This window comes from Nitrobacter sp. CN101 (assembly GCF_055390255.1).
Genome location: NZ_AP038833.1, coordinates 2,108,727 through 2,135,306 on the forward strand (window position 1 = coordinate 2,108,727; position 26,580 = coordinate 2,135,306).

The following is a 26,580-nucleotide window of genomic DNA, read 5'->3' on the forward strand; positions in this document are numbered from 1 at the left end:
GCATGCGGCACTTGCAGAGAAAATGAAGCGAACTTCGCACTACGCCGAGACAAATCGCCAAAATTGAGCCGCACAGCGACGCGAAAACGGGTTACTGTCCGTACTGCCGCGATTTTCTGCGCCGGGATAGCGCTTTGATTGCGCCGTTCTCCGGAAATGACATTACGGGCCACACAAGAGAAGCTGAAAACATGGTCGATTGGACAGACGAAAGAATTGAAGCGCTTTCGGATTCCGGCCTCAAGAACCTGCTGGCGAATGCGGAGCGGAAATCGGTCGATGATCTTGTCGCGCGATGCCAGGCGGAGCTCGAAAAGCGAAATGCCCTGAAGCCGCGGAAGGCTGCGAAGGCGCGCACCGGTCTGAAGGATTTCGAGCACGAGATGTCGTCGCAGCTTGCTGCCATCGGCCGGCGAATGGCGGAGAAATACGATCTGTCGGAAGAAACCGCGAAGGCGAAGTCGGCCGGAATCAAGGGTTTCCGGGCGCACAAGCTGGTTGGTGGCGATGGCCAGGCCAAGCTCGGCGGATTGCAGCGCGCGGGATTCGTCGCGGTCGATCGCTACATCTCCTATCGGTGCGGCAACGATATCGTCTCCCTCGGTGTATTCCTGCCCAAGAATCAGGATATGTCCGAACACAAGTTCTTCGTGATCGCGCCGCAGGCGATGCTCGACGGTGGCGCACCGGTTGATGCCGTCCGCGATAACCATGGCCAGAAGCAGTCCGCCGACGGCGCGCTCATGTTCGATGATCTGGAAGCCGCTACCGCTGCTTTCGACAATGTTCTGGCCACGATTGCGGCCTGATTCATCCCGTCCTTGCTAGGTAGCGGCGCAATCCAGAGGCAAACGAGATGTCTGTTCAAGCGGTGCTTTTGCCCGTTTTCGTGTTGGTCGGGCTGGCGTTCACCTTGCTGATGGGAATGGCTGTTGCACGGACGAGGTCTTTGAGGTTGGGGGAGACCCGGTTCGAAGATATCGCGCTGCGCGAGCCGAACTGGTCCGCGCGCCCCACGCAGATCGCAAACTGCTTCAGCAACCAGTTCGAAATACCGGTACTGTTTTACATCCTGATCGCGTTGGCGCTACCGCTGCGTCACGCCGATCTTGTCATCGTGGTGTTGTCGTGGGTATTCGTCATCACCCGGTTCGTGCATGCCGGCATCTTCGTAACCTCGAACAATGTGCCACAGCGGGGATTGGCGTGGTTCGTGGGCGTGGTGGTGCTGCTGGTCATGTGGGTTTATTTCGCGCTCCGCATGATGCTCGTGTAGGCGCCGCCGCCAAGATCGGAAGTCGACCATGACACCCGCCGCGCGGCTCTCCGCAGCAATCGAAGTGATTAAGGCTATCGACGACCAGCGGGTACCGGCCGCGAAGGCGCTCAAGGAGTGGGGCACTGCGCACCGCTTCGCGGGCTCCGGTGATCGTGCCGCTGTCTCCGGCCTAGTCTACGACATGTTGCGCCGTCAGGCTTCCAGCGCCTGGATCATGGATGACGACACCCCACGCGGGCGTCTGTTCGGAATGCTGAAGCTGGAACGCGGCATGAATGCCGACGCTATCGCGTCGCTATGCGACGGCAGCCGTTTTGCGCCCGAACCGCTGACCGATGGGGAGCGGCAGGCGTTGACCTTGCGTTCGCTGCAGGATGCGCCCGCTCATATCGCTGGCGACTATCCGGAATGGCTCGACGCATATCTGGTTCAGGCGTTCGGCGACGATCGTGCCACGGAGACAGCCGCGATGGCGCGCCGCGCGCCGCTGGATCTGCGGGTCAACACGCTGAAAGCAAAACGCGAGAAGGTTTTGGGATCTCTGCGACATCTCGGCGTGACGGCGACGCCATGGTCGCCGTTCGGCTTGAGAATTATGCTGGGCGCAGATGCGCGCAATCCCGGCATTCAGGCCGAGGAAGAATTCGTCAAGGGTGCCGTCGAGGTGCAGGACGAGGGCTCACAAATCGCGGCGCTGCTGTCCGGAGCCAAGCCAGGCGAGCAGGTGATTGATCTCTGCGCCGGCGCTGGTGGCAAGACGCTGACACTGGCCGCCATGATGCAGGGCAGGGGCCGTCTTATCGCGACCGATCGCGACAAGCGGCAGCTCGCGCCGATTCATGAGCGGCTATCCCGTGCTGGGGTGCATAACGCCGAGATCCGGACCCCGAAAGGGGAAGCAGAGCCGTTGTCCGATATCAGGGAATCGGCCGATCTGGTGCTGATCGACGCGCCCTGTACCGGGACCGGCACCTGGCGGCGCAATCCCGACGCGAAATGGCGGATGCGGCCCGGTGCGCTCGACATACGTTTGAAGGATCAGGCTGAAGTACTTGATCGAGCAGTCGCTTTTGTCAAACCTGGCGGACGCATCGCCTACGTGACGTGTTCGGTATTACCGCAGGAAAATGGCGAGCAAATCCTCAGGTTTATCGACCGACATTCAAATTTTACGGTGATACCGCCTTCGCAGACAGCCTCGATGTTGTGGGATAGGACAGACGATTTTCTCGCCACGGTTTATTCGTCGGACGAGGGACTTTTGATGACGCCGCGCCGCACCGGAACGGATGGGTTTTTCGTTTCGGTGATGCGACGACAGGGATAGGTAGCGCGCTCCCTCCTGCTCGCATGGGGAGAGGCGAAAGCGTGTGTGTTCTCTTCCTTTCCCCGTTGCGACCCTGCAGCCGCTCGCGTATCTGCTTGCCATGACAGCCTCCAGAACCGCCGCCCCATTGCCGGGCCCGTCCGCCCATGGCGCCTCGGCGCACGACAAGATTCTCATCATTGATTTCGGTAGCCAAGTCACGCAACTGATCGCGCGGCGCGTGCGTGAGGAGGGCGTCTATTCGGAAATCGTCCCGTTCCAGAAGGCGGAAGCCGCCTTTCTTGAGATGAAGCCGAAGGCGGTGATCCTGTCTGGTGGGCCGGCCTCAGTGCTCGACAAGGAGGCGCCTGCGGCACCGATGGCGATCTTCAAGGCCGGCGTGCCCGTGCTCGGCATCTGCTACGGCGAGCAGACCATGGCCCAACAACTCGGCGGCACGGTCGAAGCTGGCCACCATCGCGAATTCGGCCGCGCCGTGATCGAGGTCACCGACGCCTGCGCGCTGTTCGACGGCGTCTGGGAGAAGGGCGGCACACACGATGTCTGGATGAGCCATGGCGACCGGGTAACAAAGCTGCCAGAAGGCTTCAGGGGTGTGGCGAAAGCGCCGGGCTCGCCGATCGCGGTGATCGCCGACGACGCGCGCAAGTTCTACGCGATGCAGTTCCATCCCGAGGTGGTGCATACCCCCGACGGGGCAAAACTGATCCGCAATTTCGTCCGCAAGGTCGCCGGGTTGAAAGGCGACTGGACCATGCGCGCGTTCCGCGAGGAGGCGATCGAAAAGATCAGGGCGCTGGTCGGTCAGGGCCGGGTGATCTGCGGCCTGTCCGGCGGTGTCGACTCCTCGGTGGCGGCGATCCTGATCCACGAGGCGATCGGCGACCAGCTCACTTGCGTGTTCGTCGACCACGGCATGCTAAGAAAGGACGAGGGCAAGACGGTGGTGGATCTGTTCCGCCATCACTACAATATTCCGCTGGTCCACGTTGATGCGTCGAAGAAATTCTTGGGTGAACTCGTTGGCGTTACCGACCCGGAAGCGAAGCGTAAGACCATAGGCCGTCTCTTCATCGACGTGTTCGAGGCAGAAGCGAAAAAGATCGCAGCCTTGGGAAAAGGATCGGCTGACTTCCTGGCCCAGGGCACGCTCTATCCTGATGTAATCGAAAGCGTGTCGTTCACCGGCGGCCCGTCGGTGACGATCAAGTCGCACCATAATGTCGGCGGCCTGCCTGATCGCATGAACATGAAACTGGTCGAGCCGCTGCGCGAGCTGTTCAAGGATGAAGTGCGCGTACTGGGGCGCGACCTGGGGTTGCCGGAGATTTTCGTCGGCCGTCATCCGTTCCCGGGGCCGGGTCTCGCGATCCGTTGCCCCGGCGAGATCACTCGCGAAAAGCTCGATATCCTGCGCGAGGCCGACGCCGTCTATATCGACCAGATCCGCAAGGCCGGGCTTTATGACAAGATTTGGCAGGCGTTCGCGGTATTGCTGCCGGTGAAGACGGTCGGAGTGATGGGCGACGGCCGGACCTATGACTATGTCGTTGGCCTGCGCGCTGTGACGTCGACCGACGGTATGACCGCGGACTTCTATCCATTCGACATGCAATTCCTCGGTGCGACCGCGACAAGGATCATCAATGAGGTCAAGGGCGTGAATCGCGTGGTGTATGACGTGACGTCAAAGCCGCCCGGCACAATCGAGTGGGAGTGATTCACGTCTGGCAAGGATTGTCAGATCTCGTGATCACGGTGCGTCAAGGTGAAGGATCGTGGAGCGCTGGCGACCGCGCTCAAGCCGGTTTACGGCCCTTTCTTCCCTGCCGATCAATCAAGACTGCCTGTTGCCATGGGCTTGGCGCTTTGTCGGTACGATGAATGCAGCCTGTCCAGCAGCAAGGCCGTTTCTTGCCCTCCAACAGTTCGTCACAGGTCCGCTCGATGCGACGCTGGCGCGTCTTTGGTTGTTTTGCATCATCCACCCAGCAGATGAACTCATTCCGACCGAGCGGCGTCAGGCTTTCCCACAGCGCAAAGACTTTTGGATCCGATCGCAACGCTGCTTGAAGGTCTTCACGTGCTTCGTGGACAGTGCCATGTGGGAAAGCGTTCGCCATGCAACCTCCAACGATGCGGCCGGCCGCCTGGTTCACCCGCTCCAATAGCTCCAATAGAATGGCAGCTTCCGAGCGTGGGTGCTGGACGATAGATAGAATGTCCACGGTAAAGTCTTCTCCCCGACGCCGGTCGATCCGCAGCATGTGGCGGGGTGACTGTTCCCTGTTTTTGCGTTTGCCCGGTTCCGGTTTTCTGCCGGGACATCGTCGGCTTGGTCAGGAAGGCTGACCGGTCATGGAAAAATCGCAACCTGATATTGAGCCGGCGCGAGCAGTAAAGGCCCGGCGACGAAGGCATCTACGCTACAAGGTGCGGTTATTTGTCGTACTTGATATTTCAAATGTAAAGTAAGATACATTACGAATGTAAAATAGAGTACATTAAGCCGGGAGAGCGAGCCTGATCACCTCCACGCAAATGCGTGCTGCCCGCGCCTTGCTCGGCGTCGACCAGAAGCAACTGGTCGAGATGTCCGCGGTGTCGCAGCCGACGATCCAGCGGATGGAGGCCAGCGAGAGGAACGTGTGCTGGGTCGTCCACACGCTCACCAAAATCGTCGAGAACGCGAGAAGCGAGGGGACGGACGTAGAGCCCGCTTCACGCACCCAGCTCTACCGCTGGGCGATAACGCCTTCTAACCAAAAGCAAAAATTACCGGATGGCGGCTACCTGCCCCCGATCCCTCCACTCAAGCGGCATAAATCATAAATAAGGGATGGCTATGACTGCGCGATCGGTTGAACCGACCTTTGTTGAAGCATTCACACCCAAGCTCGTCACGGTTCTCCGGGAAGGCTACCACTTTAGGGATTTCCGCGCAGACGCTCTAGCCGGGCTGACTGTCGCTATCGTGGCGGTGCCGCTCTCCATGGCGATCGCCATCGCCTCCGGGGTGACTCCGGACCGTGGTTTGTACACTGCGATCATCGGCGGGTTCATCGTCTCGCTTCTTGGCGGCAGCCGATTTCAGATCGGCGGCCCTGCTGGCGCGTTCATCGTCCTTGTCGCCACGACCGTCTCGCTTCACGGCGTGGATGGACTGATCCTTGCCACCATGATTGCGGGCGTCGTGCAACTCGTGGTGGGACTGCTGAGGCTCGGGACCTTCATCAAATATATTCCCTTCCCGGTGACGATTGGGTTCACGGCGGGTATCTCCGTGATTATCTTCGCCAGCCAACTTACAGAATTGCTCGGTCTCACTCTTGCGGGCAAAGAGCCGGGGGAGCTGATCCACAAGCTGACAGCCATTAGCGCGGCATTGCCGACCATAAACGTGGCGGCGGTGGCCGTCTCCGTACCGACGATCGCGTTGATCGTCGCGATACGTTACTTCCGTCCCTACTGGCCTGCGATGCTGATGTCGGTCGGTGTTGCCTCGGTCGCGGTTTGGTTGCTCGGCCTGCCGGTAGAGACCATCGGTACCCGTTTTGGTGGTATTCCCCAAACGCTGCCAGCACCCATGCTCCCCGTGATCTCGCTGGAGAAGATCACTGAGGTGCTGCCCGCTGCCCTGTCATTCGCGCTGCTGGGGTCTATCGAGAGCTTGCTATCGGCGGTGGTGGCCGACTCCATGAGCGGAGAGCGGCACCGTTCCAACTGCGAGCTTGTGGCGCAAGGTATTGCCAACATCGTTTCCCCGTTTTTTGGCGGATTCTGTGTAACCGGCACGATCGCCCGCACAGCGACGAATGTGCGCTCCGGTGCGCACGGCCCGGTCGCGGGCATGCTGCATGCGGTGTTTTTGTTGCTGTTCATGCTCGTCGCCGCACCACTCGCTTCGTACATCCCGCTGGCCGCGCTCGGCGCCGTGCTAGCCGTGGTCGCGTGGAACATGGCCGAAAGGCACGCATTCGCAATGCTTCTGCGTGCCTCGCGCAGCGACGCGGTGGTATTGGTGGTTACGTTCTTGCTGGTGATCTTCAGCGGCCTCATCGAAGGCATTCTTGTCGGCTTCGGTATCGCGGCGCTTCTGTTCCTGCATCGCATGGCGAAGATGGTGGAAGTCGAGAACGCGCGTTCGCTGACCGACGGGGACGAGTCGGACAGGGTCAATGGCAATGGCCGGAAAGCGTATGATGTCGCCCTCGCCACTGATCCCGATGTGGCTGTTCACCGGATTTCCGGGGCGTTCTTTTTCGGGGCGGCGGCGAATGTCGGCGCGGCGCTCGACAGTATTGGCAACCATCCGAAAGCCTACGTCATCGATTTCTCGACCGTGCCGGTAATAGATTCCTCCGGCGCTGCAGCGATTGAGGGCTTTGTGCACAAGACGCATCGCCGGCGGGTGCCCGTCTATATTACCGGAGCGACTCCTGCGATCCGGCGCACGCTTCTGATCCATGGCGTGAAGCCGCCTTACGTGCGATTTCGCAGCGATCTGGCTGAGGGCGTCAAGGCCGCGCATAGCAGGGTCGCGCACAGCAGGGTCGCGCATAATAAGCTCGCGCAGAGCGAGGTAGTGCGGCGCGACGCGGCGGCGGAAGAGGAAGAGGAAGAGGCGCTGACGTGAGCAGCCTCCGGTGACAGGGAGACGGCATGTCCGCGCAGGCGATAAAAGGACAGGACGCGGCTAGGCTGCCCTAGCTGCGGACGGGCGGGACGTTTTCGATCCTAACGCAAGATGGATCATTGTCGTCCTACGGATCGTCCTACCGGGAGGCGCTGCATCCATCACCCCACCGACGACATTCCGCCAATGTGTCTGTAGTACGCAAAACACTCAGCATGGCGGATAAGGCTTCTTGCAGGGGCACGTGTTGGCACACCCGGCCCATGCTTTATCGACCAGCAGGTTCCGCACGCGCGACGATCTAGTGCTCTGGCATCTCTGAGATGGTGCCCGCTGCCGGACTCGAACCAGCGACCTGAGGTTTACAAAACCACTGCTCTACCAACTGAGCTAAGCGGGCGAAGAGGCGCTATTTAACGCAGTCTTCCGCTGACGGCTATGGGTTCTTATCCGATGGCAGTTGGAAAATGCACTCGAACGTGGACGATATGATCCAAGCCTGCCGCGGGCATTCGCCCGCCTATTCAACCTGACCATCGAAGAGATATTTAGCGTGAGCGACTAACGCGTACGATGGGAGCAGCCACAACCCGCGTTAACAATTCGATGGCGGGATTGTTCGCATTTGAACCTCGGCGCATCCCGAGACGTTAGGCTTACCGGAAGTTTCGGCGGCGGCCTTAACCCTTGCCGGCGTTGGTTCGATTAGGCTCTGCCATAATCCGGAGTCCAGTGATGCGTATCGGACTTGTGCTGGCCATTTTGATCGGGACTTCGTTGACGGCTCTGGCCGACAGCGGTCCGGTGTTTGTGATTCCCGGACGTCCCGGCGTTCCCATCATCATCAATGGTGTCGATGCGTCCTATGCCGTCGTCGAGGGCGATTGGGGACTTTCTCGGAGGATACAACCGCAGCCCACGGTGTACGGCGGACGCTACGTCTATGAACCGCATGTCGGTCATTATTATCCGAGTCTTGGCCGCGCGCCCGGTTACGGCCGCCTCGAAATCGAGCCGCCGCCCAATCGGAAGCCACCGCGGCGAGCCGAAAGCTTTCATCAGTCGTGGTCGGCCCGTTCAAACCCAACTCCCGCGCAATCCGACATCCCGCAGATGCCGCCTCCGGTGATCCTCGCGCCCAAGATCGGACCCTCGGGTTTGCCTCCAAACTTTCGTTGAGATCAACACGACCTAAATCGAACAAAAAAACAGCGGGAGAAAGTAGATGCGTCAAATGATTTCCGGGATGGTCGCGGCTGCGGCCATTGTGGCCGCAAGCGCTGCGCCCGCAACGGCATGTGGAGGGTTGTTCACGAGTGGATGCTCTCCATGCCTGTCGTACAGCCCCTGCGTATCGGGTTATTATCCAGGCTATTACGGTGGTTACGGCTTCGCTGGCTATGAGAGCCTGCCGTCTCCGACGCAGTATTATTATGTCAATCAAGGGCCGGTGTTCAGCGGTCCCGGCAACTTCGCACCGGTGCCGACCTATCAGGAAAGTGCCGTTGCCGGATGGAATGCCTACAGTCGTCCTTATTTCTATCCTTACGACGGCGGTCGTTATGCCCATGCCATGCATCACTACTATGATGGCGCGCCCGCGATTGGCCCGGTCGTGTACAGCTATCGCTGGAATCGTACCCGTCATCACGGCCATGTTTCGCGCCATGGCGATCACGCCGCTCTTCCGCGCGTGATTTACGGATCGGGACAACATCATGACTACCGTCATTCAGCGCGGTATCATGAGAACTGATCGGCGCGCCTGAAAAACAAACCCGCAATGCCCGGTGCGAGCGGGCGTCTTCGTGCCGTCAGTGCATGAGTCCGAGACGGCTGGCGCCGATATAAAGCGCCAGCACCGCGGCATTCGAGACGTTAAGGCTCTTGATGTGGCCAGGCATGTCGAGGCGCGCGACCGCGCTGCATGTGTCCCGCGTGAGCTGCCGCAGACCTTTGCCTTCGGCGCCGAGTACCAGAGCCAATGGCTGCTGCAACTGGATGGCGGCGAGATTCTCGTCACCGTTGCTGTCGAGGCCGACGGTCATGAAGCCCCGGTCGTTCAGTCCGGTCAACGCCCGCGCCAGATTCTGCACCAGCACCAGCGGTACAACCTCCAGCGCGCCAGAGGCTGATTTTGCTAGCACGCCGGTGGCCTCGGGACTGTGGCGCGCCGTGGTGACGATCGCCTTCACCGCAAAAGCGGCGGCCGATCGCATGATCGCGCCGACATTGTGCGGGTCCGTGATCTGGTCAAGCACCAGCACGATGCCCTCCTGCGTCAGCGTCTCGATATCAGGCGAGGGGAGGGGATCGGCTTCGGCAAGCAGTCCCTGATGCACCGCGTCGGGGCCGAGGCGCTGATCGATCGCACTCGGACGCACGATTTCAGGCGTGATCCGGGTATTGATGTTCTCATGCGTGAGCCGCAGCGCAGCGTTTTCCGTTAGGAGCAATTTTCGGATACGGCGGTGGGGATTCGCCAGCGCGGCTGTCACCGTATGCCAGCCGTAAAGCACCGCTGGGCCATCGGGGCCGGTCTCGCGAGCCCTCCGCACCGAACCATGCCTTGGTGGGCCCTTCCGGTGGGAATCCTTGACGTGGCCACCCCCAGGCCGTGAACCCCTCCGGAATCGCGGTTCTCGATCACGATCGCTCATGCGTGTCTGTCTCGGGCGGTGCAGGATCTATCGAGAAAATCGTAGCAATCGGAGACTTGAGAATGGTGGGGGAGGTAGGACTCGAACCTACGAAGCCATAAGGCGGCTGATTTACAGTCAGCTCCCTTTGCCACTCGGGACACTCCCCCGCAACGCCATCGGATGTCAGTTGAAAGTGGCCCGACTGACCATGGATGACATTAAAGGCACCTGCCCGGATGCCGAGCGCGCGGTTGCGCGCGTTTATGAGCGAAGCGCCCCGGCAAAGTCAACCGAGCGCTGGCCAAGAAGGTGCACTTCCACGCATCCAATGGTGGAAATGGTCGGCCGTTGCTTAAGGCTCATGACGCGGGTTCACCGCGCATATTCGAAAATTACGAATATTGCGGCCAAAACAACGAACAGGCCCACGCCGATGATCAGACCGAGTTTACCCCTTCTGGTGCGGTCACTCCCGTGACCTCCAGCGATATCGTCAGGTTTGCCATCGAATTCTCGCGAAGAACTGCGCCATTCCCAAAAATCATTCATCGTTCGCCTCCGTCGTCTCGATCGCCTGTTTCAAGCATGCTCCTTCCTGAAGCCAGGCCGGTGTTGAGGAATTTGGACCGGAGCGCGATCATTGAAGCTTACCACGAAGGATGATGGTGGAATGGCTTATGCACCTCGCTCAGGACTGTGTTCCATCAGCCTAAGAAGGAGTTGGGTCAACATGCAAGTTGACCCTACTTATGCGCGAAGAAGAGAAACCGCTAGCGAGTTGGTGCAAGGCGGCCGCGCCTGGTCGGCGAGTGCGCCGTGTCTACAAATTTTTGGACGCCGGTCTTGGCGCCGGCTCGATTGGCCGATTGACCGTTCATGTCTTAAACTGGATTGGATGGGACGCGCGCGGCTGGCGGGAGCCTAGACTTCATGGGCCAGATCTTCTGGCTCGCACGAGCCGTGATTAGGTGTGTTTCCTGCCAGCAGCCTTTTCTAATTGATTCGGCTCGACTTTTTGTCGCAGGATCGACGTCGTCGTGCTGCTCATTCAAGCAATTTAACCTCGACCGTCAATCTTAATTCATTCGCCTGTTCGCGTCTAGCTGGACAGGGCATGGCTGCCCGTCCTAGGTACCGCTACCATGACCAGCGGTTCCGTGCCGGACATTTCAGAGCAGGGGCTTAGTTCCCGCGTTCCCCTCACTCCAGCATGCCGGGAGATACGATGATCCGACTGCTTATTGCATCGGCGATGATTTGCATTGTTGCCACACCCTCATCGGCCAGACCTTCTTCTAAGAAATGGCAGATTGCCAACGCGGGCTGCGATGCGATGCGCCCCTGCTATGGCAACTGGAGCCCGCTGTATGGCTCGGCGGAGCACGCCGGCTGGCATTCCCATCATGTTGCTGTCCGGTACTGGGGCCGTCACAAGTGGCACAGACGAATTCCCGTCGGGCTTGCGCGAGTCATGGCCGAGGGCGCGGGGAGAGCGGTTGGTTTGATCCGTTCGGCCTCGGGTGCCAGGGCGCATGTTGCCAACCGCGCCACTGGTGCTTTTCAATGTCTGGTGTCGGCTCTCGACCGGCAGGGTTATCCGATCCGTTTCATGGGAGGCTGGCGAGCCCACGGAAGTGTGCATGGCTCTCTGCATCCGGCGGGATTGGCGCTCGATATCAACCAGTACGGACGCAACGTCACGCGGCCACGCATGCCCGGCAACGAAATCGCGCTGGCGAACTCCTGCGGGCTAGTTGCGGGGGCGCAATGGGCACATGCTGACAGCGGCCATTTCCAACTTGGCGGCTGGAGCGGAGGACGGCATGAGGCACGCCGTCAACATCGACGCCGTGCGCACTATGCCAATGCGCGATGGTGATGTCGGTTCAACGTCACTCGTGGCGTACGGCCACGCTGGCGGCGCGGATCGGTCAGCGTGAACATCATATGCTGAGAGGGCCAGCTGCGCTGGTATGGCTGACCGCATCTGCCTGTTGCAGCGAAAAGGCGCGGCGAGCTGTCCCGCCGCGCCCCGATGTTTATTCTCGCTGGCCCGGGCGCTGAGTCGCCCTCCACGAGGCGAAAAGCCTAGCGGGCGATCCCAGCGAGGTGACAGCGCTCTGAACAAGACACTGGATCACCTCCTTTCGTTTGTTGTTGGAAATTAGATCATAGGCACGAACTCGCGGCATGTTAAGACCCTTGCTCGTCCGTTCGGGGATGCCCGTTGCGCTGAGGATGGTTGAGGGTGCCGGCGCGACGTGATAGGTGATCGGCGGGCGCGGGTGTAGCTCAATGGTAGAGCAGCAGCCTTCCAAGCTGAATACGAGGGTTCGATTCCCTTCACCCGCTCCAATGCTTTCAAACACTTGTCGCCTGCGTTGATTTTCGTTCTGACAAACCCGGCTGTTTCATTCTGACAAATGTTCACTGTCTGGCCGCGTTTTTGCGCCGCTTTATGCGCTTCAATTGAGCGTCCTGCTTGGCTTCATCATCATCGTGCAGATAGTGCCCCATCGCCGCCGTTGATGACCATTGACCCTTCTGCATTAACTGCGTTTCAGTAAGGCCCGATGTGCTCGCTTCGGTGGTCCCACCGTGACGCCCGGATGACGTGAACGTCAGCTCGGGACGTAGGCCCGCCGCCAAGATGATCTTCTTCGAGATGCGCTCGACCTGCGTCAGTGTCTCCCCCCTGCCGCCCCACGGCAGGGCGCTGCTGTCACGGCGCAGCATAAGGCCGCCCGTCGGCCGCAGCGCCTTCATGGCATCAAGCTCGGCCATCAGGAGCGGATAGAGCGGCTTGCCCTTTTTATCGAACAGCGGCTCCCATGAGCCGCTCGAGGTTTTGTAGTTGATGACGTAGACGTGGTTCGGGCGGCTGTCCGGACGATAGTGATCGGCCATGAACCGGATGAAGATGTGAGCCTTGCGCTGTAGCAGCTCCCAACCGATCAGGACGCTCGTCGCCAACGACGGATATCCCATCTCGAACGCCTTGGCGCGGAACGCAGCCAGTTCAGCAAAGTTCGCGTGCGGGGTTTCGCGCGAAGTCGACTGCAACCCCATCTTCTCGAACGGGTTTTTCGTGGGGAACATACCGGGGTGCGCCCGCGAAACCACATTCCACGCCCCGCGAGCGGTTTTCATGGCGTGGTTGACGGTGGTGCGGCGCTCAATCTTTTCGCCCTTCACCACTTTGTAGAGCAGCTTTTCAAACAGATCATCGGCGAACGCCGTGTCAATGCTCGATGCCCGTCGAGCCCCGAGCCGCTTTCCGTCCTTCAGTTGATATTCGCAGATCATTCTGATGCCGGTCTCATGCACTCGGCATTGGCCCGGACTTAGCGGCTGCAGCCGTTTCGCGGTTTTCAGTGGCCAAGTTCGGCGATACTCATGAAACATCCAGTCGAGCGTTCCGATAACTACGCCTGTCCCACCCGGAACCGCGTCATCGCCGGCCGTGCGCCAGCTATCGAAAGCGGGCAACAAAACCTTTTCCACGCGGTCCACAGCCATGTCGTAGTCGGTGCCAAGGGGTTCGTTGGGGACCGTGCAGCCTTTCCTCCGTGCCCAGGTCGGCACGTTAAAGAAGTAGCCCCAGCCGCCCTTAAGCGGCTTGCGAAGGGTGTAGCGGGGCAGGGGTAGGGGGCGGGGACCGTCCAGCTTTCAAAGCAGTCTCCTTGAGACCTCTGGGTCATCCTCAGGGTCGATCAGGGGCTTCTGGCTCAAATTAGCTTTGACACATATTCGCCCGTCAGGCCAAATTTCGACGCTCGCTACCGCAGCGCCGCCGTCTATGACGCCTTTGACTGCCCGCTTGATGTCAGCTTCGGTGAACTTAGTTTTAGACATCTTGGCGCTTTGTTGCTTATTGCTCTCGGAGCCGCGAGTTGACCGCGCCCACGATGGCTTGTCCGCCTTCGTTGACCGTGACGTGCTTGACGATGATCTTCTGCTCGCCGCCGGCGCGCAGGCGCCGGAGCGTCTCGATTTGGGTGCTGTAGGCGCGCAGCAGCTTAGCGGCCGTAGCCCCCAAGCCTGGCAGTCGGTGGGGCCCACCATGGCCGCCGCCGATCCGGGCGAACATCACCATCGCCACCATGTGGGCACAGGCCATCTGGACGGCCAATGCAGCTTCGATTTCGTTGGCAGGCTTAACAGCTGCGATCATTGCGATTGCGGCATTGATCGCCAGTTCTGACGGTCCGTCACCGGGTATGCGGGCGGCGAACTGCAACTGGCGCAGCGATACCTCGACGAAGGCGTCAGACGCTGTGCCGAAGGCCGCCTTGAGGTGCTTCCGCCAAGCCTCGTCGCTTGTGGAAGGTGAACCAAACGTCGGAACGTTGCCTTGGATGCCTGCCAGTCTGACCCGGACCGGTGGTCGGCGCTCACGCGACTGTGCCGCCAAGTTCTTGGTTCGGCTCACGGGCTCCCTCCTGTCGTGCCCTTCAATAGCCAACGCACAAATCGCCGTTCTTCGACCGCTTCGCAGGTCCAATAACCGTCGCGATAACGGCCGTTTGCACTCCCACGGGGCGCGCCGGGGCTGAGGCCGCCGTGGAGGCCGCATTTCCCGTTGGGCTTCGCCGGGCACCGGCATGGCGAACCCGCTCTCGTCTTAGCGCCGCAGCGTGGTGTGTCGTTCATCTGGGCCAGACGTTGGGACAGCTCTCGGTTCATAGGGTTGTCCTCGAAATTTTTGACCCCCCCCCCCCGCTGTAAGGCAGGGTAAAACGTATCTTCTGCACTCATGCGCGTCGCATCCCAATCAGCACCCCACGACCGCTTTCCGAATTGACCTCGGGCGCGATCGGCGAGGGATCCATTGCCCGTTCGATGGAGATCGCCTCCAGCAGCCGCCTGAGTTTCAGAACCTGATCCTCATACGGCTCCAATTCGAGCTTACAAATCTTGCGTAGGATCGCCGGGGCCGGCGCAAACGTGAAGTTCAGTGAGCCCATTCTCAGATCGGGCACGTCACCCTTTCCCCATCGCTTGATAGCGGCTTCGATGGCCCAGGGCGGGATGTCTGAAAGCGCATCGTCGTACATGTCGGCCCGGGATTCTGCCGCCGCCTCAGACAAACTGCCGCCCATCGGCAGAGCCAGCAGCATTCTGGTCAAGAGAGCCAACCTCGCCTTCGCTGCCTGGTTGGGAGTCAGGTTCGAACCCGTAATGATCTCCATCAGCCCGTTGAGGCGCGCGCGAATTTCCGTTCGGTCTTGATTCGATAGAACTACTCCTGAGGGCAAATCCAGCCTCACTGGCTGCCCTGGCCATTGCGTCGTTCCGATCGAGTTCACGAGCTTTGCGAGACGCAACGGTAAGGATCGCATCAACTCCAGATGTTTTGGGGCTATAAGTTCGGTTGCCATTGTTCGCCGCTGGCTGATCGAGCCAACGCTCCTGGTTTAGCCATGTTGCGGGATTGCAAAATGGTCGGTCGTCGGCCTTGTTCGCGTAACGATGAAGCGCAGGAAACAGGACATCCGGCGTGACCGTGTTCGATGCTCTGTCGAGGGCTTTCATGGCCTCTGCTTTGCCGATCTTGTTTGGAAATGCTGCCCAAAACCGTTCGCGATCGGCCTCGGTCCAAGGGGAGGCAAGCGCGCGTGCGCGCGATCTTCCTTTCTGGATTCTGGATTCTGGATTCTGAATTCTGGCTTCTAGCTTCTGGTCTCTGGGCTTTATCCCGGGGGTTAACCCCCGCGTTAAGCTGGGGGTTACCGCCGGCCTTACCGTTGGCCTTATCTTGCGCGGCTTTTTCATCGTCGCGTTTCATACGGCGAGAGAAGATTGTCCCGTCCTCGGCGCGGCTAAAAACGCCGGCGGCTTCTAGTTCGTGTAAGAGTGCTACCGTTTCGCGGAGGGGCGCGCCGCACAAGCTGGCCAGTTGCTTGAAACCAACGGTGTTTCCGTTGATGAGCAACGAGCCGCGCGGGTTGGCCTCATGCATTATGGACAGCATCTCCATCCATAATCCGCGCGCGGCAAGCGAGCACATGCGTAGGGCAGGGTCTGCGCGCCAATCCGCCGGGTAGAACTTCATCCAAGGCAGCTTGCCTTTCTCCGGGGACCTCATGTTGCACGACTAAGGTATTCGTGGACCTCGACGGCGCGCCAAAAACTGGTACGACCAATTGTGAGATGCTTGGGAAGCTTGCCATCTCGCTCCCAACGCCGAAGGGTCATGTCGGAAACCGGCAGCAGCCTGCGTAGCTGTTTGCGGGTGATCAAGTGATGGCGTGATAGTTCGGAGTGAAGCTGGTCATGTTTCAAAGTAGCACCCTAGAATGATCCAATTTGAGAGAACGTGTGTTCTCTTGATCATCATCAACCTAGGGCCTGTGCTGCGCGGCGATAGGGTACAGGGACATGCGAAATGTTAGGTCGCTGTACCCTAGTGCTCTGATTCATTCGGACGATTCCCAAACCGACCGAAGCAGTTCAATCTCCCGGCACGAGGGCAGGAATTGTCGTGAACGTCACTCGATCGGACCGCCATCGACTTGAGGCGATCGTCTCGGATCGCAGCGCGCCGCAGAAGCACGTGTGGCGCGCCAACATCATTCAGCGCCATCGCCACCAGGAGTTCATTCGCTTCCTCAACACGATCGAGAAGCAGGTCCCGGCAGGGAAAGTAATCCACGCCATCGTCGACAACTATGCGACCCACAAGCATCCGAGGGTCCACCAATGGCTGGCCCGGCACCCCCGCGGGACATTCCACTTCACCCTGACCTCCGCATCCTGGCTTAATGCGGTTGAAGGCTTCTTCGCTAAGCTCACGCGCCGTCGCCTCAAGCGAGGCGTGTTTTGATCCGTCGTTGACCTGCAAGCCACCATCAACCACTTCGTCGCCGAGACAAACGCCGATCCCAAACCCTTCGTCTGGACCGCGGGACCCAAGGCGCGTCTTCGCCGCGGTCAAACGCGAGAAACAAGCGTTAGAGTCGATCCACTAGCCTCGGAAAAACCCGTCGCGCGACTGCGATAGGCTTTGATTGTTCCCGCCTTATACGACTTACCAGCGCCAGTCCGAATATTGGCAGCTTTCAATACTGCCTTCACAAAGCGGAAACCCGACCCGCTCTCTCCCTTGCCGTACTTCCTGCCGAAAATCCGTTCAAATATTTTTGGTAGTTCCTCTCCAATGAGCCAGACCGAAGGTGAAAGCTCCGCCGCTCTTTTCGGCGGAGTGAAGCTCACGGTTAACCAGGACGAAACCTGTCTAACGAGACTACAAAATTCATCGAGCCGTTCTTCGGAACGAAATATGAGCCAGTGATCGGCGACACATCCTTCTTCGTCGGGCGAAGATATGCCGGCCTTGTACGGATTCAGCCCCGGATGCGGGCCCGCGTTCCTCGCAAAGTCGTCACCCTTGTCGGAAATCGCCCAAAAAAGGGAGTCGCGACTTTCTGGTAAAGATTTCTCAAGTGCTTTTACTATGTCATGAAAATCGTCATAGGCTTTCGTAAGCTGCTTTGGGGTCCGTGAGGAGGTTTCGACGACGCGGCTTCTAGTGAAATATAGCAGCGCATCATTCAATAGGATGTCGAGCGTCTCAATTTCGGCTTCCGAAAGCTCGTGGCATTTCGTCTGTGCTGCGATTGCCCTGATTTGCTCGACCGACAATTGTCGTTCAGTTGGCTTGGGTCGGAACTCGCGCAGGTCCGGTACCAGGCCCCCCGGCGGCTCCGGAAGGGTAAGGGCATCAGACCTGATTTGAGTCCAATTGGGTTTGGATGATTTGTCGCGAGCCATCATGTTACGATGGTCGACAAAATCGGAAATTGACAGTCGAAATTTAGGATGAACGTCCTCGTTTTACTGAGACGGCGGCACGGTGGCTGCCAGCCAGTTACAACACCCGCTCAACATGTGCACTAACGCTTGCTCAAGACCCGTTACAACCGCGGCTACAGGGTAGAGTTGGTTTAACTGCCGTTGGAAGGTTGGTTAGACCGCCCGTGATGGGTCTAACGACTGTTGAAGCGTTCGGTTGGTCGCGGGGAAGTGTCGCGATTATCACCCAGCTATTCGAGGTCCGAAATGGATGAGACAACCGAGGCCAAAGCAGATTGCTCCTTTGCCGCGCTGACCGAGTTATTCTCGAAGCCAATCAAGAACGGGAAGCCTCACCGCACATACGATCTAAAATTTGAGAATGGCGAGCTCGTGTTCACGCTAAATGAAATTGACCGCTGATTTGACGAGATTCGTGAGGCATCTTTGGGCCGACTCCCGGGGATTGAAGGGCCTATGTTCGCGTCAATTTGGCCCTCGCTTATTGAGATTGGCTAGGTAACTCTCTTTCGTTGGAAACTTAGTCTGCTAGACTACCGCATGCGATATTGGTGGGTGAACCAGAACCAGACTTGCCGCCACGAAATCACAGGCGGGTATTTATGGTCGCCCAAGCGCAACGCCAATGGCGCGCGAAATCCGTTTTACGAGTCGATGCGTGAGGTTGCCCCGGGCGACTTGATCTTCTCCTTCATGGATGCGCGGATACTCGCTCTAGGTATCGCGCAATCGTATTGCTGGGAAAGCCCTAAGCCTCTGGAGTTTGGAACATCCGGCCAGAATTGGGAGAATATTGGCTGGAGAGTGAGGGTGCGGTTTGCAGAGCTTGGCAACAAAGTGCGCCATAAGGATCACATCGATGTTCTGAGACCGCTGCTTCCTGCTAAGTACTCGCCGCTCCAACCGAACGGGAATGGTCTCCAATCCGTATATCTTGCCGAGGTCCCCACGACACTCGCCGAAGTGCTAGTAGGGCTGATCGGTCAAGAAGTTGCCCCGATTGCCATGGCGGCGGCGAACATGAAACAAATTTCAGCCGATGACTTGGATGTTTGGGAAAACAAGCTGGAGCAGGGGGTGGTCGACGATACCTCGATCCCCGACACAGATCGGGTAGCAATCGTCCGTGCGAGGATAGGGCAGGGGCTGTTCAAAGAGCGGGTCGGAATGATTGAGTCGAAATGCCGGATCACTGGCGTGGAAAATCCGGTTCACCTTGTCGCAAGCCATTGCAAGCCGTGGCGTGACTCGACCAATGAGGAGCGATTGAATGGCGAGAATGGATTGCTGCTGACGCCGAGCGTTGACCATCTATTTGATCGCGGATTTATTGGATTTGAGAACAATAGTGCTCTCATCATTTCGCCGGTCGCGCACCGTCCCTCACTTCAACTGATGGGTGTCGACACACAAAAGTCGTCAACGTTGGCGTGTTCACTAGCGGCCAAAAGCAGTTCCTCGATTTTCACAGGAGTGCCGTTCTTCTGCAATCTATCCGCAGCTAAGGAACGTTTGGAGGATGTCCGATTTTGCGCGCATAGCAGACTCAACTCAAACATCATGCCACGTCCGAAAAGGGCCAGCAACGGACGCCACGGAATCCCAGATTTCATTTGGAGCCTGATATCGGCCAAGGCACTGGCCATTACATAGACGTTGCTCGGCCATGGCGGGTAAAACATGCGAGACGTTGGCGATAGAACAGACCGACATTATGATGGGGTGCTACGGCCTCGTCGGAGGATCATGCTTCCTATGATGGCTAGCAGGGCGACTATCCGGGCCCTCTTCCGCGTGATTGCAGGGTCAGGAGATTATCGTCTTCGCCGCTGCGCAGACTACCGCTCAGGCACCGGATCATCTGGAACTGAGTTCAACCGCGTCAGTCTTGCGCGAGTGTCCCGGCGGACGGTGACGTGAAGCTGGAAGCCTTCGCGTCCAAGACGCTCAAAGTGGTCTTGACGTTAGGGGTGTGACTTCCTCTCCAAAAAACGACTCATCTGAATCCACTTCTGTTGCTGAACACGAGTTTCGCAGACCGTGCTGCCTAGCCTTTTCTATCTGACAATATCTCTCTGAGTATTTGTTCGATCGAGCGCGGCGATATTCCAAGGTCTCCGAATCCGGGCATTTCTGGGGATGATACGTTGTCGATCTGCATCAGCTCCACTTGATTCCGAGTGATCGGTGGGTTTGGCATCACTTCTGCGAACCAAGCCAGAGCTTGCCACGCAGCAAACGGGATTGGAATCAACTTTGTTTTGAGGCTGGCTTCGTCTGCAATAGTTCTGAGCAATTTCTCATAGGTGTAAATGCGAGGGCCGCAGCACTCGAACGTGGTGACATACCTTTCTGCTTCTTGCAGAGCCCTTGCTATCGCTTCCGCCACATCCTCCACATAGGCCGGCTGCAGTCTCGTCAGGCCGCGACCGAACATTGGATAGACTGGAAGCCGGGCGAGTAGTTTGAGAATGATGGTGAGAAACTCGTCAGCCGGACCAAACATCACCGCCGGGCGAATGAGTGTGGCATTGGAAAACGCAGTCCGGACCGCCAGTTCGCCCTCGCCCCGCTTGCGGATATAGCGCGATGGTGAGGCAGCATCGGAGCCGATTCCTGAAACATGAGCGAACCGTTCCACGCCAGCGCGGCGTGCTTGAGCAGCTACCCGGTGGGCAGACTCTACATGTACGGAATGAAAGGTCTCCTGCCCGTGCTCGACGTAAAGACTGACCGCATTCACCACACCATAAGCGCCGACAACGGCATCGGCGACGGACCGTTCATCGTGGATGTTGGCCTCGACCGATTGGAGATGCGGATCATCGAACGCGAACAGACTAGCTCCCCGATCAGGATGCCTTGATGCAATGCGAATGGAAAACCTATAGTCACGGAGATGCCGAACGATGCGCCTGCCGAGAAACCCGGTCCCGCCGAACACGGTGATGGTGCGCTCGTTCGTGACCACCATGCGGACCCGCTGTTGATTGAATTTTGCCTTCTCAATGCTGGCGGTCGAGAACTCGGTCGATCTTGGTCGCGATGATAAAATCGTTCTCGTGCAGCCCCTTGATTTTCTTAGTGCTCAGGGAGACGGTGACATAGCCCCAACCGAAACTGATGTCAGGGTGATGCCCTTCGGCCTCGGCGAGCTCGCCAATTTTCTGAACAAAAGCCAGCGATTCTCGGAAATTGCCAAATCGAAAGCTGCGCTCGATGCGGTGGGCATCATCAACGAGCTCCCAATTGGATACCTGTATCTGCAAGCGTTGGGCTTCCTCGCGCGTGAGTGGCGGAACGCCACCGCGACAAGGTGTGCATGTCTTCTCGGCGAGAGTGTCGATCATATCCGCGTTCTCCATCAGCTCGCCAAGGAGAAGAAGCCGGCGGTACTCATCGAGTTCGGCCCGCCAGGATCCCGCTCGCGAGGGCTCGCCCGCCGCTGCGCACTGCCGGACGGCGCGCGGTGGCCGATCAAAAATGGCCATCACCGTTTTGTTGGCCTCGCGATCTGGCTTCCGGAAAAGAAACTTGCCAAGTCTTGCGCCGACTTCAGTGATCTCGAGATAGGTCCGGATGGTGAGCTCTATCTGCTCAGCGACAAGTCATCCACGATTGCGCGGCTCGATGATCTCCCGCCAGGCGGCGGAACTGCCAAGCTTATCGAAACGTGGCATCTCGGCGATTTGGATGGCAAGCCAGAAGGCTTGGCATTCACCCCGCAGGGTCACCGCCATCGTCGGGCTTGATAGCCCCAAGGCGCGTCAAAACCTCGCCCTGCTTGAGCCGGCGGTTGCGGAGTTACGTCCCCGTCGCGTTAAGCGCAAGTTGCGGTCGACAACGACCCAGCCATCTTACTAGGCCGTGAACCCATAAATCAGTCGGGCGGACGACTTGCCAGAGTCCGCTCTGCGCCGATAGCGACCAAAGCTTGTAGCGCAGCTAAATGACGCGATGGGCCACAAGCTGACTTCGCGAGACGAGGTTGATTATCTAGTTAGGCGCGCCCTTGGCGCCCGGCCACGATGCCATAAAGGAACAGCAAAATTATTGCGCCGACGACACTAGCAAGGAAGCCAGCGTTCTCTCCGACTTTGTACCATCCCACAGCTTGGCCAAGGTAAGTCGCAACGAACGCGCCGACAATTCCCAAAACAGAGGTCAGAATAAAGCCCTTTGGTTCAGTTTTATCGCCGGGCATAATGAACTTGGCAATCACTCCAACAAAGAACCCTATGATGATAGTCCAAATGACACTCATTTCACTGTCCTTTCGGCGAAAGACGGCACAATTGAGAAACGAGTAGCCCTCAAAGACCTTGACGTAGATCAACATTGGCCGTCCTCCCGCTGGCGCGTCGGCAGCGACCAAGGTCCGCCGCGCGGCGAAATGATGCGCGTCTACTATTGCCCGTGCGTTACATGGTCCGCGTTAACGCTTGCGTGCGCCGGTCAACGCGGCGTGGCAGGAGTAGCCGCAGGTTGCTGCGTCGTAGGTGGCACCGCGGCTGGGGCCGCAGCAGGTCGCGCCCGTGGTTCACAGCGACCGTTCACCATGCGCATTTTTTTAGTCCCGCACTTGCGGACTGCGATAAGCGCCGCGGAGTTTTTTACACAGATGCCATCGACTAGTTGACGCCCCACGCCACATCCTTGGCGAACTTGAATGACCGACTTGTTCGGCTGCTGAAGTGGGACGTGCGGCATACTCTGTGCTGAGGACACAACGCACAGTGCGAGCGCAACGACGGTGGGTTTGATCATTGCTTCCTCCCCAGTTGTCACAGGAAAGCTATGCCGGTGACTTCACCATCGGCTTCGAGCACCGTGACGATCAGCGTGGCTAGGACCGCCGAAGCGATGAGCACTCGACGCGTACTCCTTCTTCGGGCGAGGAAAGCCGCACGAACATATTCGCGCCGAACCGCGGATCTGTTCGAAGCCTCGCGCGCAGGGCGCTTCGCACCCTTGATCTAGGTCAAAGCTCGCTCCCTCCTTTGCGGCCACGTAGTCGTCGATAGTTGCGAGCAGAAAATTGAACTGTCTCAGTCTTCTATTGGCTGTTGCCGTGACGCTGTAGGGCCAAAATGCCTTCACCAAAAGCCGTCTCACTGACCCCTGCAAAGATAGCTCGGGACTGCAAGAGCGAGGTCGACCTTTTGTGCAAGGGAGTGCGTCCCGGCGGCCAGCGAATGGTGAATTGCCTCAAGAAAAATACGGGAATTGTCGATCCCGTGTTCGGCTGCCCTCAAGTCGGCGGAGCCATTCTAACGCTCCACCGTGGAGCAAAGCGATGTGGATCTTGATGTATGTCTTCTCCTACTCAGTCAACCCGGCCGCAACGAACGACAGGGCGGAATGGAGGCTCTTTCCCCATGTGGTATTTCAAGAATTCTCGAACGAAAAGCGATGCAGGTCGGCCAAGTCGGCACTTGAGGGCAGCTTGAAGGAGGCAGGGGCCAAGCTGAGAAGTGGTCTCGAAGAGTTGAAAACCGTAGGTAAGGCTGACCCCACCCAACTTATCATTGCCTATAATGTGGAATGCCTTCCCAAATGAAGCCTTGGCTCTCAACGAAAGAAGGTCACGATGTCGGAAGCGACTGATGTCATAATGGGCGCGTCGTTCATTTGCCTTTGACAACTACCCGAAAGGCAGTCCCGGAGTGGAAAAGCCCCAAATGGATCAGTGGATCTCATGACGGTGGCAGCGCAGTCTTCCCTTGTGGGCAGGCGACGGACATCCAGCCGACCTTGCACGCCCATTCATTGTAGGCAGCGAAACTCTGAACCACAAAGAGGCGACCAACTGAGCATCTCAATGTGGTATACCGCTCAGGAGCCAAATTTCGTGGTGAATGGGGGTGCGATATGATCGGCGATCCATTCCTGAACTACTTCGCACTTGGTTTGCTCATTTTCGTGGTCGTTGTGATCTTCTACGGGATCATCGCGATCCATGATATTCCGGCTAAGATCGCTGAGAAGCGTCATCATCCTCACGCCGATGCCATACACGCGGCTGGCTGGGTCAGCCTTTTCACGCTCCATGTGTTGTGGCCATTTCTTTGGATTTGGGCGATGGCCTACCGCCCCGAACGCGGTTGGGGGTTCTCCCACACAGGAGCTGGGCCACCTATCACCGCAAACGAAATAGAAGATTTGCGGCGCAGAGTTGCCGAACTTGAAAAGAACAGAACCAACGCGGGAGGCTAATCATGGAGCTTCTGCTCGCGCTTATCTACGTTTCCTTCTGCGTCCTCATCTTCAAGCTCTTCAAAATCCCGGTTAACCAGTGGTCGCTTTCCACCGCTGTGCTGGGCGGGATTATAGGTATTTTTGTTCTCCTACTCGTTATGAACTACAATCATCCTTTCACGACCAATGCCCGAATTTACTTTCCCGTGACCCCGATACTGGCGACAGTCAAAGGGCGCGTCGTTGAAGTGCCAGTGCGGTCGAACACTCCCCTGAAAGAAGGAGACGTCCTTTTCCGTATCGATCCTCAGCCTTATGAGTATGTGGTCGACGAGAAGAAAGCTGCGCTTGCGGAAGCCGAGCAGAACGTCAGCCAGTTGAAGGCATCACTCGATCAAGCAACTGCGGCCGCGGAAAAAGTGAATGCGCAGCTTAGTTTGGCGCAGCAGAATTATGATCGCCAAGCCTATCTATTCGAAAAAAAAGTTGTCGCCCAGGCGGCCCTTGATACGGCAACCCGTAATCTCGATGCCGCCAAACAAGGCTATACGGGAGCCAAGGCCGAAGAAGAACGCGCGCGGCTCGCTTACACATCGAACATCGGGGGCGTCAATACATCTATCGCGAGGGCGCGTGCGCAGCTTGCTGATGCCCAGTTTGATCTCGATCAAACGACGACACGAGCGGCGGGTCCTGGATTCGTGACACAGGTCTCTTTGCGACCTGGAATGTACGTCATCCCGACGCAACTTAGGACCGCGATGCTTTTCGTCAATACCGGCAGACGTGACCATGAGTTGGGGGCAGCCTTCCAGCAGAATTCACTACAGCGCGTCGATGCTGGCGATGATGCCGAGGTCGCTTTTGACGCAGTACCGGGTCGCGTATTCAGTGCCAAGGTGCGCTCGCTGGTGGACGCCATCGCAGCGGGACAGTTGGCGACTACGGCGACACTCGTAGAGCCTGCGACCTTAACGACCGCTGGCCGGGCTGTAGCCATTATCGATGTCAGCGAAGAGATGTACAACTATCAGATACCGCTCGGTTCTACCGCCCAGGTCGCCATCTATACGAAGCACTGGCATCATCTTTCGCTATTGCGCAAAATTCTGCTCCGAATGCGCAGTTGGGAGAACTACGTATTCTTAGAGGGGCACTAGTCGTCGCTCCTCTTTGGCTAAATGTCGTCGTTGGGTCATTCGCTACAGGTCGTTTTTCGCCGGGCCAGCGACGAAGTCCGCCTTCGTCCGAGAACCGACCTGATTTCGAAGCGAAGATTTGTGGCTCATGTTTGTCGGCTCTGTAACCGAGCCGAGGAGATGGCCCCATGCACAATCAAGTAAATGCAGCCCAGCGAGTGCCCTGGAATAAGGGAAAGCTGACGGGAGCAAAGCCACCGCTGCAACCCAAGCACGTCTGGTCGATCCGGACGAAACTCCAGATCGAAGGTCGCGCACGCGATCTTGCGATGTTCAATTTGGCGATCGACAGCAAGCTTCGCGGCTGTGACGTCGTAGCCATACGAGTCGAGGATGTCGCTGCCGGCGGATACACAGCGGATCGCGCAATAGTCCGGCAAAAGAAAACCGGGCGGCCTGTCAGATTTGAATTGAGCGAACAGACCCGCCAAGCGGTCGATGACTATCTGAGGGTCACCAGAAAACGGCCAGGCGAGTTCTTGTTCACCGGTCGTCGCGGTCACGATCGCAGTATGACAACGCGCCAATATGCCAGGCTCGTGTCTGAGTGGATCGGAAGCGTGGGGCTAGACCCGAGGCTTTTTGGGACGCACTCACTGCGACGAACAAAAGCGACCTTGATCTATCGGCGGACCGGCAATCTGAGGGCTGTCCAACTCCTGCTCGGACATACCAAGATAGAAAGTACAGTCCGGTACCTCGGCATCGAGGTCGATGACGCATTGGCAATAGCGGAACAAGTTGATGTCTGAAACACCAGGGCAGAGCGGACGTGTTCTGCCCACCTTCCTACCGCCGATTTGGGCCGATAACGGGCATGCTAGTCGCTGAGCGCTAGTGCAATCGTGCCAACCAGAATGAGGCTAACGGCCCAGGATGTATCTAGATTGAACCAACTCCGCGATATGAATTGCAGACCAAAATAGCGGTAAACGAGCCAGGCTGAACATCCGCCGGCGGCGATCATTGCGGTCGCGTGGACGATGGAGACCAGCACGGCCATCCCCAAATTGGCGTTCATGAGGGTCCCAGTCGCCTCATGCCCTGTGTCGAGGTCGACTTGCCTACAGAGTCCGAGATAGATCGGCACTAGCATTAATCCGGCACCATGAGCGATCGCCACTGCGAAAGACCAAAGCCCCAGTTGCGTCGGTCTTATTCGTGACAACGCGCGTGGATGACGCCGGTCGAGAAGCCGGAAGATACCGAATCCGATGACAAGGAAACTGGCGCCGATCTGGATCTGGCGCTGCCATTCGACGAGGGCGACCAAGAGCGCGAAAGGAAGCATCACTAGGAGCATCGCCAGCAGATGACCGACCGCCAGCGGCCAAAGCGCGGCCATCAACGCACGAGAACTTCGTTCTATCAAGCCAGCCGAAACGGCGAGCGGCCACCCCATTCCTGGATTTACCCCATGGTAGAGGCCACTCACAACGATAGCCAGCCAGAGCCAGGCAGGTGTCCAATCGACTTCGCTCAAG

30 protein-coding genes, 3 tRNA genes and 1 pseudogene are annotated in these 26,580 nt (G+C 58.3%); 18 read left to right on the forward strand and 16 right to left on the reverse strand.

What is annotated here, in order from left to right; all coding sequences use genetic code 11:
• Positions 1–191: 191 nt before the first annotated feature.
• The 4 genes from ACZ5IL_RS10475 to guaA all read left to right on the forward strand — a co-directional run bounded on the left by ACZ5IL_RS10475 (position 192) and on the right by guaA (position 4,326).
• Positions 192–809, forward strand: coding sequence for a hypothetical protein (locus ACZ5IL_RS10475; RefSeq protein WP_464596724.1), 618 nt, complete (start codon positions 192–194; stop codon positions 807–809).
• Positions 810–856: 47 nt separating this feature from the next.
• Positions 857–1,276: an MAPEG family protein gene (locus tag ACZ5IL_RS10480; RefSeq protein ID WP_464596725.1), complete on the forward strand. Its 420-nt coding sequence runs from the start codon at positions 857–859 to the stop codon at positions 1,274–1,276.
• Positions 1,277–1,304: 28 nt separating this feature from the next.
• Positions 1,305–2,606, forward strand: a complete 1,302-nt coding sequence (locus ACZ5IL_RS10485) for an RsmB/NOP family class I SAM-dependent RNA methyltransferase (protein WP_464596727.1) — start codon at positions 1,305–1,307, stop codon at positions 2,604–2,606.
• Positions 2,607–2,706: 100 nt separating this feature from the next.
• Complete coding sequence (guaA, locus tag ACZ5IL_RS10490; protein WP_464596728.1) at positions 2,707–4,326, forward strand: glutamine-hydrolyzing GMP synthase; 1,620 nt, start codon at positions 2,707–2,709, stop codon at positions 4,324–4,326.
• Positions 4,327–4,405: 79 nt separating this feature from the next.
• Here the strand turns inward: guaA and ACZ5IL_RS10495 are convergent, their stop codons facing one another.
• Positions 4,406–4,873: a YdeI/OmpD-associated family protein gene (locus tag ACZ5IL_RS10495; protein ID WP_464596729.1), complete on the reverse strand. Its 468-nt coding sequence runs from the start codon at positions 4,871–4,873 to the stop codon at positions 4,406–4,408.
• Positions 4,874–5,129: 256 nt separating this feature from the next.
• Here ACZ5IL_RS10495 and ACZ5IL_RS10500 point away from each other — a divergent pair, with 256 nt between their 5' ends.
• Together ACZ5IL_RS10500 and ACZ5IL_RS10505 are read left to right on the forward strand one after the other, a co-directional pair.
• On the forward strand, positions 5,130–5,438 hold the full coding sequence (locus tag ACZ5IL_RS10500; protein WP_464596891.1) for a helix-turn-helix domain-containing protein: 309 nt from the start codon (positions 5,130–5,132) through the stop codon (positions 5,436–5,438).
• 13 nt (positions 5,439–5,451) lie between these two features.
• Positions 5,452–7,242 carry a SulP family inorganic anion transporter gene (locus ACZ5IL_RS10505; RefSeq protein WP_464596731.1) on the forward strand — a complete coding sequence of 597 codons (1,791 nt, stop codon included), beginning with the start codon at positions 5,452–5,454 and terminating at the stop codon, positions 7,240–7,242.
• A gap of 324 nt (positions 7,243–7,566) precedes the next feature.
• Here ACZ5IL_RS10505 and ACZ5IL_RS10510 read toward each other — a convergent pair.
• Positions 7,567–7,642 (reverse strand) — tRNA-Thr (locus ACZ5IL_RS10510).
• Between the two features lie 335 nt (positions 7,643–7,977).
• Between ACZ5IL_RS10510 and ACZ5IL_RS10515 the strand changes: the two genes are divergently transcribed.
• Both ACZ5IL_RS10515 and ACZ5IL_RS10520 read left to right on the forward strand, forming a co-directional pair.
• Entirely contained in the window at positions 7,978–8,421 is a 444-nt protein-coding gene (locus ACZ5IL_RS10515; protein ID WP_309774996.1) for a hypothetical protein, read from the forward strand.
• Between the two features lie 46 nt (positions 8,422–8,467).
• Positions 8,468–8,998 (forward strand): hypothetical protein, encoded by a 531-nt coding sequence (locus tag ACZ5IL_RS10520; RefSeq protein WP_464596732.1) that lies wholly within the window; start codon positions 8,468–8,470, stop codon positions 8,996–8,998.
• 58 nt (positions 8,999–9,056) lie between these two features.
• Here the strand turns inward: ACZ5IL_RS10520 and ACZ5IL_RS10525 are convergent, their stop codons facing one another.
• The 3 genes from ACZ5IL_RS10525 to ACZ5IL_RS10535 all read right to left on the reverse strand — a co-directional run bounded on the left by ACZ5IL_RS10525 (position 9,057) and on the right by ACZ5IL_RS10535 (position 10,433).
• Complete coding sequence (locus ACZ5IL_RS10525; protein ID WP_464596733.1) at positions 9,057–9,902, reverse strand: TrmH family RNA methyltransferase; 846 nt, start codon at positions 9,900–9,902, stop codon at positions 9,057–9,059.
• A 63-nt stretch (positions 9,903–9,965) separates the two neighbouring features.
• Positions 9,966–10,051, reverse strand: a tRNA-Tyr gene (locus tag ACZ5IL_RS10530).
• A gap of 205 nt (positions 10,052–10,256) precedes the next feature.
• Positions 10,257–10,433, reverse strand: a complete 177-nt coding sequence (locus ACZ5IL_RS10535) for a hypothetical protein (RefSeq protein ID WP_464596734.1) — start codon at positions 10,431–10,433, stop codon at positions 10,257–10,259.
• A 676-nt stretch (positions 10,434–11,109) separates the two neighbouring features.
• On the opposite strand from ACZ5IL_RS10535, the gene ACZ5IL_RS10540 reads away from it, so the two are divergent.
• Together ACZ5IL_RS10540 and ACZ5IL_RS10545 are read left to right on the forward strand one after the other, a co-directional pair.
• A complete protein-coding gene (locus tag ACZ5IL_RS10540) occupies positions 11,110–11,763 on the forward strand; it encodes a hypothetical protein (RefSeq protein ID WP_464596735.1) in 654 nt (217 codons plus the stop codon).
• Positions 11,764–12,165: 402 nt separating this feature from the next.
• A tRNA-Gly gene (locus ACZ5IL_RS10545) sits at positions 12,166–12,239 on the forward strand.
• 72 nt (positions 12,240–12,311) lie between these two features.
• Here ACZ5IL_RS10545 and ACZ5IL_RS10550 read toward each other — a convergent pair.
• The 5 genes from ACZ5IL_RS10550 to ACZ5IL_RS10570 all read right to left on the reverse strand — a co-directional run bounded on the left by ACZ5IL_RS10550 (position 12,312) and on the right by ACZ5IL_RS10570 (position 15,864).
• Positions 12,312–13,403, reverse strand: a complete 1,092-nt coding sequence (locus ACZ5IL_RS10550) for a site-specific integrase (protein ID WP_464596736.1) — start codon at positions 13,401–13,403, stop codon at positions 12,312–12,314.
• A 352-nt stretch (positions 13,404–13,755) separates the two neighbouring features.
• Positions 13,756–14,316: a hypothetical protein gene (locus ACZ5IL_RS10555; RefSeq protein ID WP_464596738.1), complete on the reverse strand. Its 561-nt coding sequence runs from the start codon at positions 14,314–14,316 to the stop codon at positions 13,756–13,758.
• Positions 14,313–14,642: an HGGxSTG domain-containing protein gene (locus ACZ5IL_RS10560; protein ID WP_464596739.1), complete on the reverse strand. Its 330-nt coding sequence runs from the start codon at positions 14,640–14,642 to the stop codon at positions 14,313–14,315. The genes ACZ5IL_RS10555 and ACZ5IL_RS10560 overlap by 4 nt, the downstream gene beginning before the upstream one ends.
• Complete coding sequence (locus tag ACZ5IL_RS10565; protein ID WP_464596741.1) at positions 14,639–15,013, reverse strand: hypothetical protein; 375 nt, start codon at positions 15,011–15,013, stop codon at positions 14,639–14,641. The genes ACZ5IL_RS10560 and ACZ5IL_RS10565 overlap by 4 nt, the downstream gene beginning before the upstream one ends.
• Positions 15,014–15,246: 233 nt before the next feature.
• Positions 15,247–15,864 carry a hypothetical protein gene (locus tag ACZ5IL_RS10570; protein WP_464596742.1) on the reverse strand — a complete coding sequence of 206 codons (618 nt, stop codon included), beginning with the start codon at positions 15,862–15,864 and terminating at the stop codon, positions 15,247–15,249.
• A 504-nt stretch (positions 15,865–16,368) separates the two neighbouring features.
• Between ACZ5IL_RS10570 and ACZ5IL_RS10575 the strand changes: the two are divergent.
• A pseudogene (locus tag ACZ5IL_RS10575) lies at positions 16,369–16,855 on the forward strand (transposase).
• Here the strand turns inward: ACZ5IL_RS10575 and ACZ5IL_RS10580 are convergent.
• Positions 16,818–17,657: a hypothetical protein gene (locus tag ACZ5IL_RS10580; RefSeq protein WP_464596744.1), complete on the reverse strand. Its 840-nt coding sequence runs from the start codon at positions 17,655–17,657 to the stop codon at positions 16,818–16,820. The pseudogene ACZ5IL_RS10575 and the gene ACZ5IL_RS10580 sit on opposite strands and share 38 nt — an antisense overlap.
• A 288-nt stretch (positions 17,658–17,945) precedes the next feature.
• Between ACZ5IL_RS10580 and ACZ5IL_RS10585 the strand changes: the two genes are divergently transcribed.
• Positions 17,946–18,101, forward strand: a complete 156-nt coding sequence (locus ACZ5IL_RS10585) for a hypothetical protein (RefSeq protein ID WP_464596745.1) — start codon at positions 17,946–17,948, stop codon at positions 18,099–18,101.
• 153 nt (positions 18,102–18,254) lie between these two features.
• Positions 18,255–19,352 carry an HNH endonuclease gene (locus tag ACZ5IL_RS10590; protein ID WP_464596746.1) on the forward strand — a complete coding sequence of 366 codons (1,098 nt, stop codon included), beginning with the start codon at positions 18,255–18,257 and terminating at the stop codon, positions 19,350–19,352.
• Between the two features lie 394 nt (positions 19,353–19,746).
• Here ACZ5IL_RS10590 and ACZ5IL_RS10595 read toward each other — a convergent pair whose 3' ends face one another.
• The 4 genes from ACZ5IL_RS10595 to ACZ5IL_RS10610 form a co-directional block, all read right to left on the reverse strand.
• Entirely contained in the window at positions 19,747–20,673 is a 927-nt protein-coding gene (locus ACZ5IL_RS10595) for a complex I NDUFA9 subunit family protein (protein WP_464596748.1), read from the reverse strand.
• A 31-nt stretch (positions 20,674–20,704) separates the two neighbouring features.
• A complete protein-coding gene (locus tag ACZ5IL_RS10600; RefSeq protein ID WP_464596750.1) occupies positions 20,705–21,190 on the reverse strand; it encodes a 4a-hydroxytetrahydrobiopterin dehydratase in 486 nt (161 codons plus the stop codon).
• Positions 21,191–21,307: 117 nt separating this feature from the next.
• Entirely contained in the window at positions 21,308–21,439 is a 132-nt protein-coding gene (locus ACZ5IL_RS10605) for a hypothetical protein (protein WP_464596751.1), read from the reverse strand.
• A 260-nt stretch (positions 21,440–21,699) separates the two neighbouring features.
• Positions 21,700–21,963 carry a GlsB/YeaQ/YmgE family stress response membrane protein gene (locus ACZ5IL_RS10610; RefSeq protein ID WP_464596892.1) on the reverse strand — a complete coding sequence of 88 codons (264 nt, stop codon included), beginning with the start codon at positions 21,961–21,963 and terminating at the stop codon, positions 21,700–21,702.
• 826 nt (positions 21,964–22,789) lie between these two features.
• On the opposite strand from ACZ5IL_RS10610, the gene ACZ5IL_RS10615 reads away from it, so the two are divergent.
• The 5 genes from ACZ5IL_RS10615 (at position 22,790) to ACZ5IL_RS10635 (ending at position 25,848) form a co-directional block, all read left to right on the forward strand.
• The gene (locus tag ACZ5IL_RS10615) at positions 22,790–23,008 is read left to right on the forward strand and encodes a hypothetical protein (RefSeq protein ID WP_464596753.1); all 219 of its coding nucleotides are present in this window, start codon (positions 22,790–22,792) and stop codon (positions 23,006–23,008) included.
• Positions 22,996–23,259, forward strand: coding sequence for a hypothetical protein (locus ACZ5IL_RS10620; protein WP_464596754.1), 264 nt, complete (start codon positions 22,996–22,998; stop codon positions 23,257–23,259). Before ACZ5IL_RS10615 ends, ACZ5IL_RS10620 begins: the two co-directional genes overlap by 13 nt.
• A 311-nt stretch (positions 23,260–23,570) precedes the next feature.
• Complete coding sequence (locus tag ACZ5IL_RS10625; protein WP_464596755.1) at positions 23,571–23,915, forward strand: DUF3302 domain-containing protein; 345 nt, start codon at positions 23,571–23,573, stop codon at positions 23,913–23,915.
• 2 nt (positions 23,916–23,917) lie between these two features.
• Complete coding sequence (locus ACZ5IL_RS10630) at positions 23,918–25,057, forward strand: HlyD family secretion protein (protein ID WP_464596756.1); 1,140 nt, start codon at positions 23,918–23,920, stop codon at positions 25,055–25,057.
• 167 nt (positions 25,058–25,224) lie between these two features.
• The gene (locus tag ACZ5IL_RS10635) at positions 25,225–25,848 is read left to right on the forward strand and encodes a tyrosine-type recombinase/integrase (RefSeq protein ID WP_464596757.1); all 624 of its coding nucleotides are present in this window, start codon (positions 25,225–25,227) and stop codon (positions 25,846–25,848) included.
• A gap of 68 nt (positions 25,849–25,916) precedes the next feature.
• Here ACZ5IL_RS10635 and ACZ5IL_RS10640 read toward each other — a convergent pair whose 3' ends face one another.
• Positions 25,917–26,579 carry a hypothetical protein gene (locus ACZ5IL_RS10640; protein WP_464596758.1) on the reverse strand — a complete coding sequence of 221 codons (663 nt, stop codon included), beginning with the start codon at positions 26,577–26,579 and terminating at the stop codon, positions 25,917–25,919.
• Position 26,580 lies beyond the last annotated feature (1 nt).

Bases quoted from the DNA above. Each gene is read 5' to 3' on its own strand.
- ACZ5IL_RS10475 (WP_464596724.1), top strand. From the start codon at position 192: ATGGTCGATTGGACAGACGAAAGAATTGAAGCGCTTTCGGATTCCGGC.
- ACZ5IL_RS10480 (WP_464596725.1), top strand. From the start codon at position 857: ATGTCTGTTCAAGCGGTGCTTTTGCCCGTTTTCGTGTTGGTCGGGCTG.
- ACZ5IL_RS10485 (WP_464596727.1), top strand. From the start codon at position 1,305: ATGACACCCGCCGCGCGGCTCTCCGCAGCAATCGAAGTGATTAAGGCT.
- guaA (WP_464596728.1), top strand. From the start codon at position 2,707: ATGACAGCCTCCAGAACCGCCGCCCCATTGCCGGGCCCGTCCGCCCAT.
- ACZ5IL_RS10495 (WP_464596729.1), bottom strand. From the start codon at position 4,873: ATGCTGCGGATCGACCGGCGTCGGGGAGAAGACTTTACCGTGGACATT.
- ACZ5IL_RS10505 (WP_464596731.1), top strand. From the start codon at position 5,452: ATGACTGCGCGATCGGTTGAACCGACCTTTGTTGAAGCATTCACACCC.
- ACZ5IL_RS10515 (WP_309774996.1), top strand. From the start codon at position 7,978: ATGCGTATCGGACTTGTGCTGGCCATTTTGATCGGGACTTCGTTGACG.
- ACZ5IL_RS10520 (WP_464596732.1), top strand. From the start codon at position 8,468: ATGCGTCAAATGATTTCCGGGATGGTCGCGGCTGCGGCCATTGTGGCC.
- ACZ5IL_RS10525 (WP_464596733.1), bottom strand. From the start codon at position 9,902: ATGAGCGATCGTGATCGAGAACCGCGATTCCGGAGGGGTTCACGGCCT.
- ACZ5IL_RS10535 (WP_464596734.1), bottom strand. From the start codon at position 10,433: ATGAATGATTTTTGGGAATGGCGCAGTTCTTCGCGAGAATTCGATGGC.
- ACZ5IL_RS10540 (WP_464596735.1), top strand. From the start codon at position 11,110: ATGATCCGACTGCTTATTGCATCGGCGATGATTTGCATTGTTGCCACA.
- ACZ5IL_RS10550 (WP_464596736.1), bottom strand. From the start codon at position 13,403: ATGGCTGTGGACCGCGTGGAAAAGGTTTTGTTGCCCGCTTTCGATAGC.
- ACZ5IL_RS10560 (WP_464596739.1), bottom strand. From the start codon at position 14,642: ATGAGTGCAGAAGATACGTTTTACCCTGCCTTACAGCGGGGGGGGGGG.
- ACZ5IL_RS10570 (WP_464596742.1), bottom strand. From the start codon at position 15,864: ATGGAGATGCTGTCCATAATGCATGAGGCCAACCCGCGCGGCTCGTTG.
- ACZ5IL_RS10580 (WP_464596744.1), bottom strand. From the start codon at position 17,657: ATGGCTCGCGACAAATCATCCAAACCCAATTGGACTCAAATCAGGTCT.
- ACZ5IL_RS10585 (WP_464596745.1), top strand. From the start codon at position 17,946: ATGGATGAGACAACCGAGGCCAAAGCAGATTGCTCCTTTGCCGCGCTG.
- ACZ5IL_RS10595 (WP_464596748.1), bottom strand. From the start codon at position 20,673: ATGGTGGTCACGAACGAGCGCACCATCACCGTGTTCGGCGGGACCGGG.
- ACZ5IL_RS10600 (WP_464596750.1), bottom strand. From the start codon at position 21,190: ATGGCCATTTTTGATCGGCCACCGCGCGCCGTCCGGCAGTGCGCAGCG.
- ACZ5IL_RS10605 (WP_464596751.1), bottom strand. From the start codon at position 21,439: ATGGCGGTGACCCTGCGGGGTGAATGCCAAGCCTTCTGGCTTGCCATC.
- ACZ5IL_RS10610 (WP_464596892.1), bottom strand. From the start codon at position 21,963: ATGAGTGTCATTTGGACTATCATCATAGGGTTCTTTGTTGGAGTGATT.
- ACZ5IL_RS10615 (WP_464596753.1), top strand. From the start codon at position 22,790: ATGCCTTCACCAAAAGCCGTCTCACTGACCCCTGCAAAGATAGCTCGG.
- ACZ5IL_RS10620 (WP_464596754.1), top strand. From the start codon at position 22,996: ATGTGGATCTTGATGTATGTCTTCTCCTACTCAGTCAACCCGGCCGCA.
- ACZ5IL_RS10625 (WP_464596755.1), top strand. From the start codon at position 23,571: ATGATCGGCGATCCATTCCTGAACTACTTCGCACTTGGTTTGCTCATT.
- ACZ5IL_RS10630 (WP_464596756.1), top strand. From the start codon at position 23,918: ATGGAGCTTCTGCTCGCGCTTATCTACGTTTCCTTCTGCGTCCTCATC.
- ACZ5IL_RS10635 (WP_464596757.1), top strand. From the start codon at position 25,225: ATGCACAATCAAGTAAATGCAGCCCAGCGAGTGCCCTGGAATAAGGGA.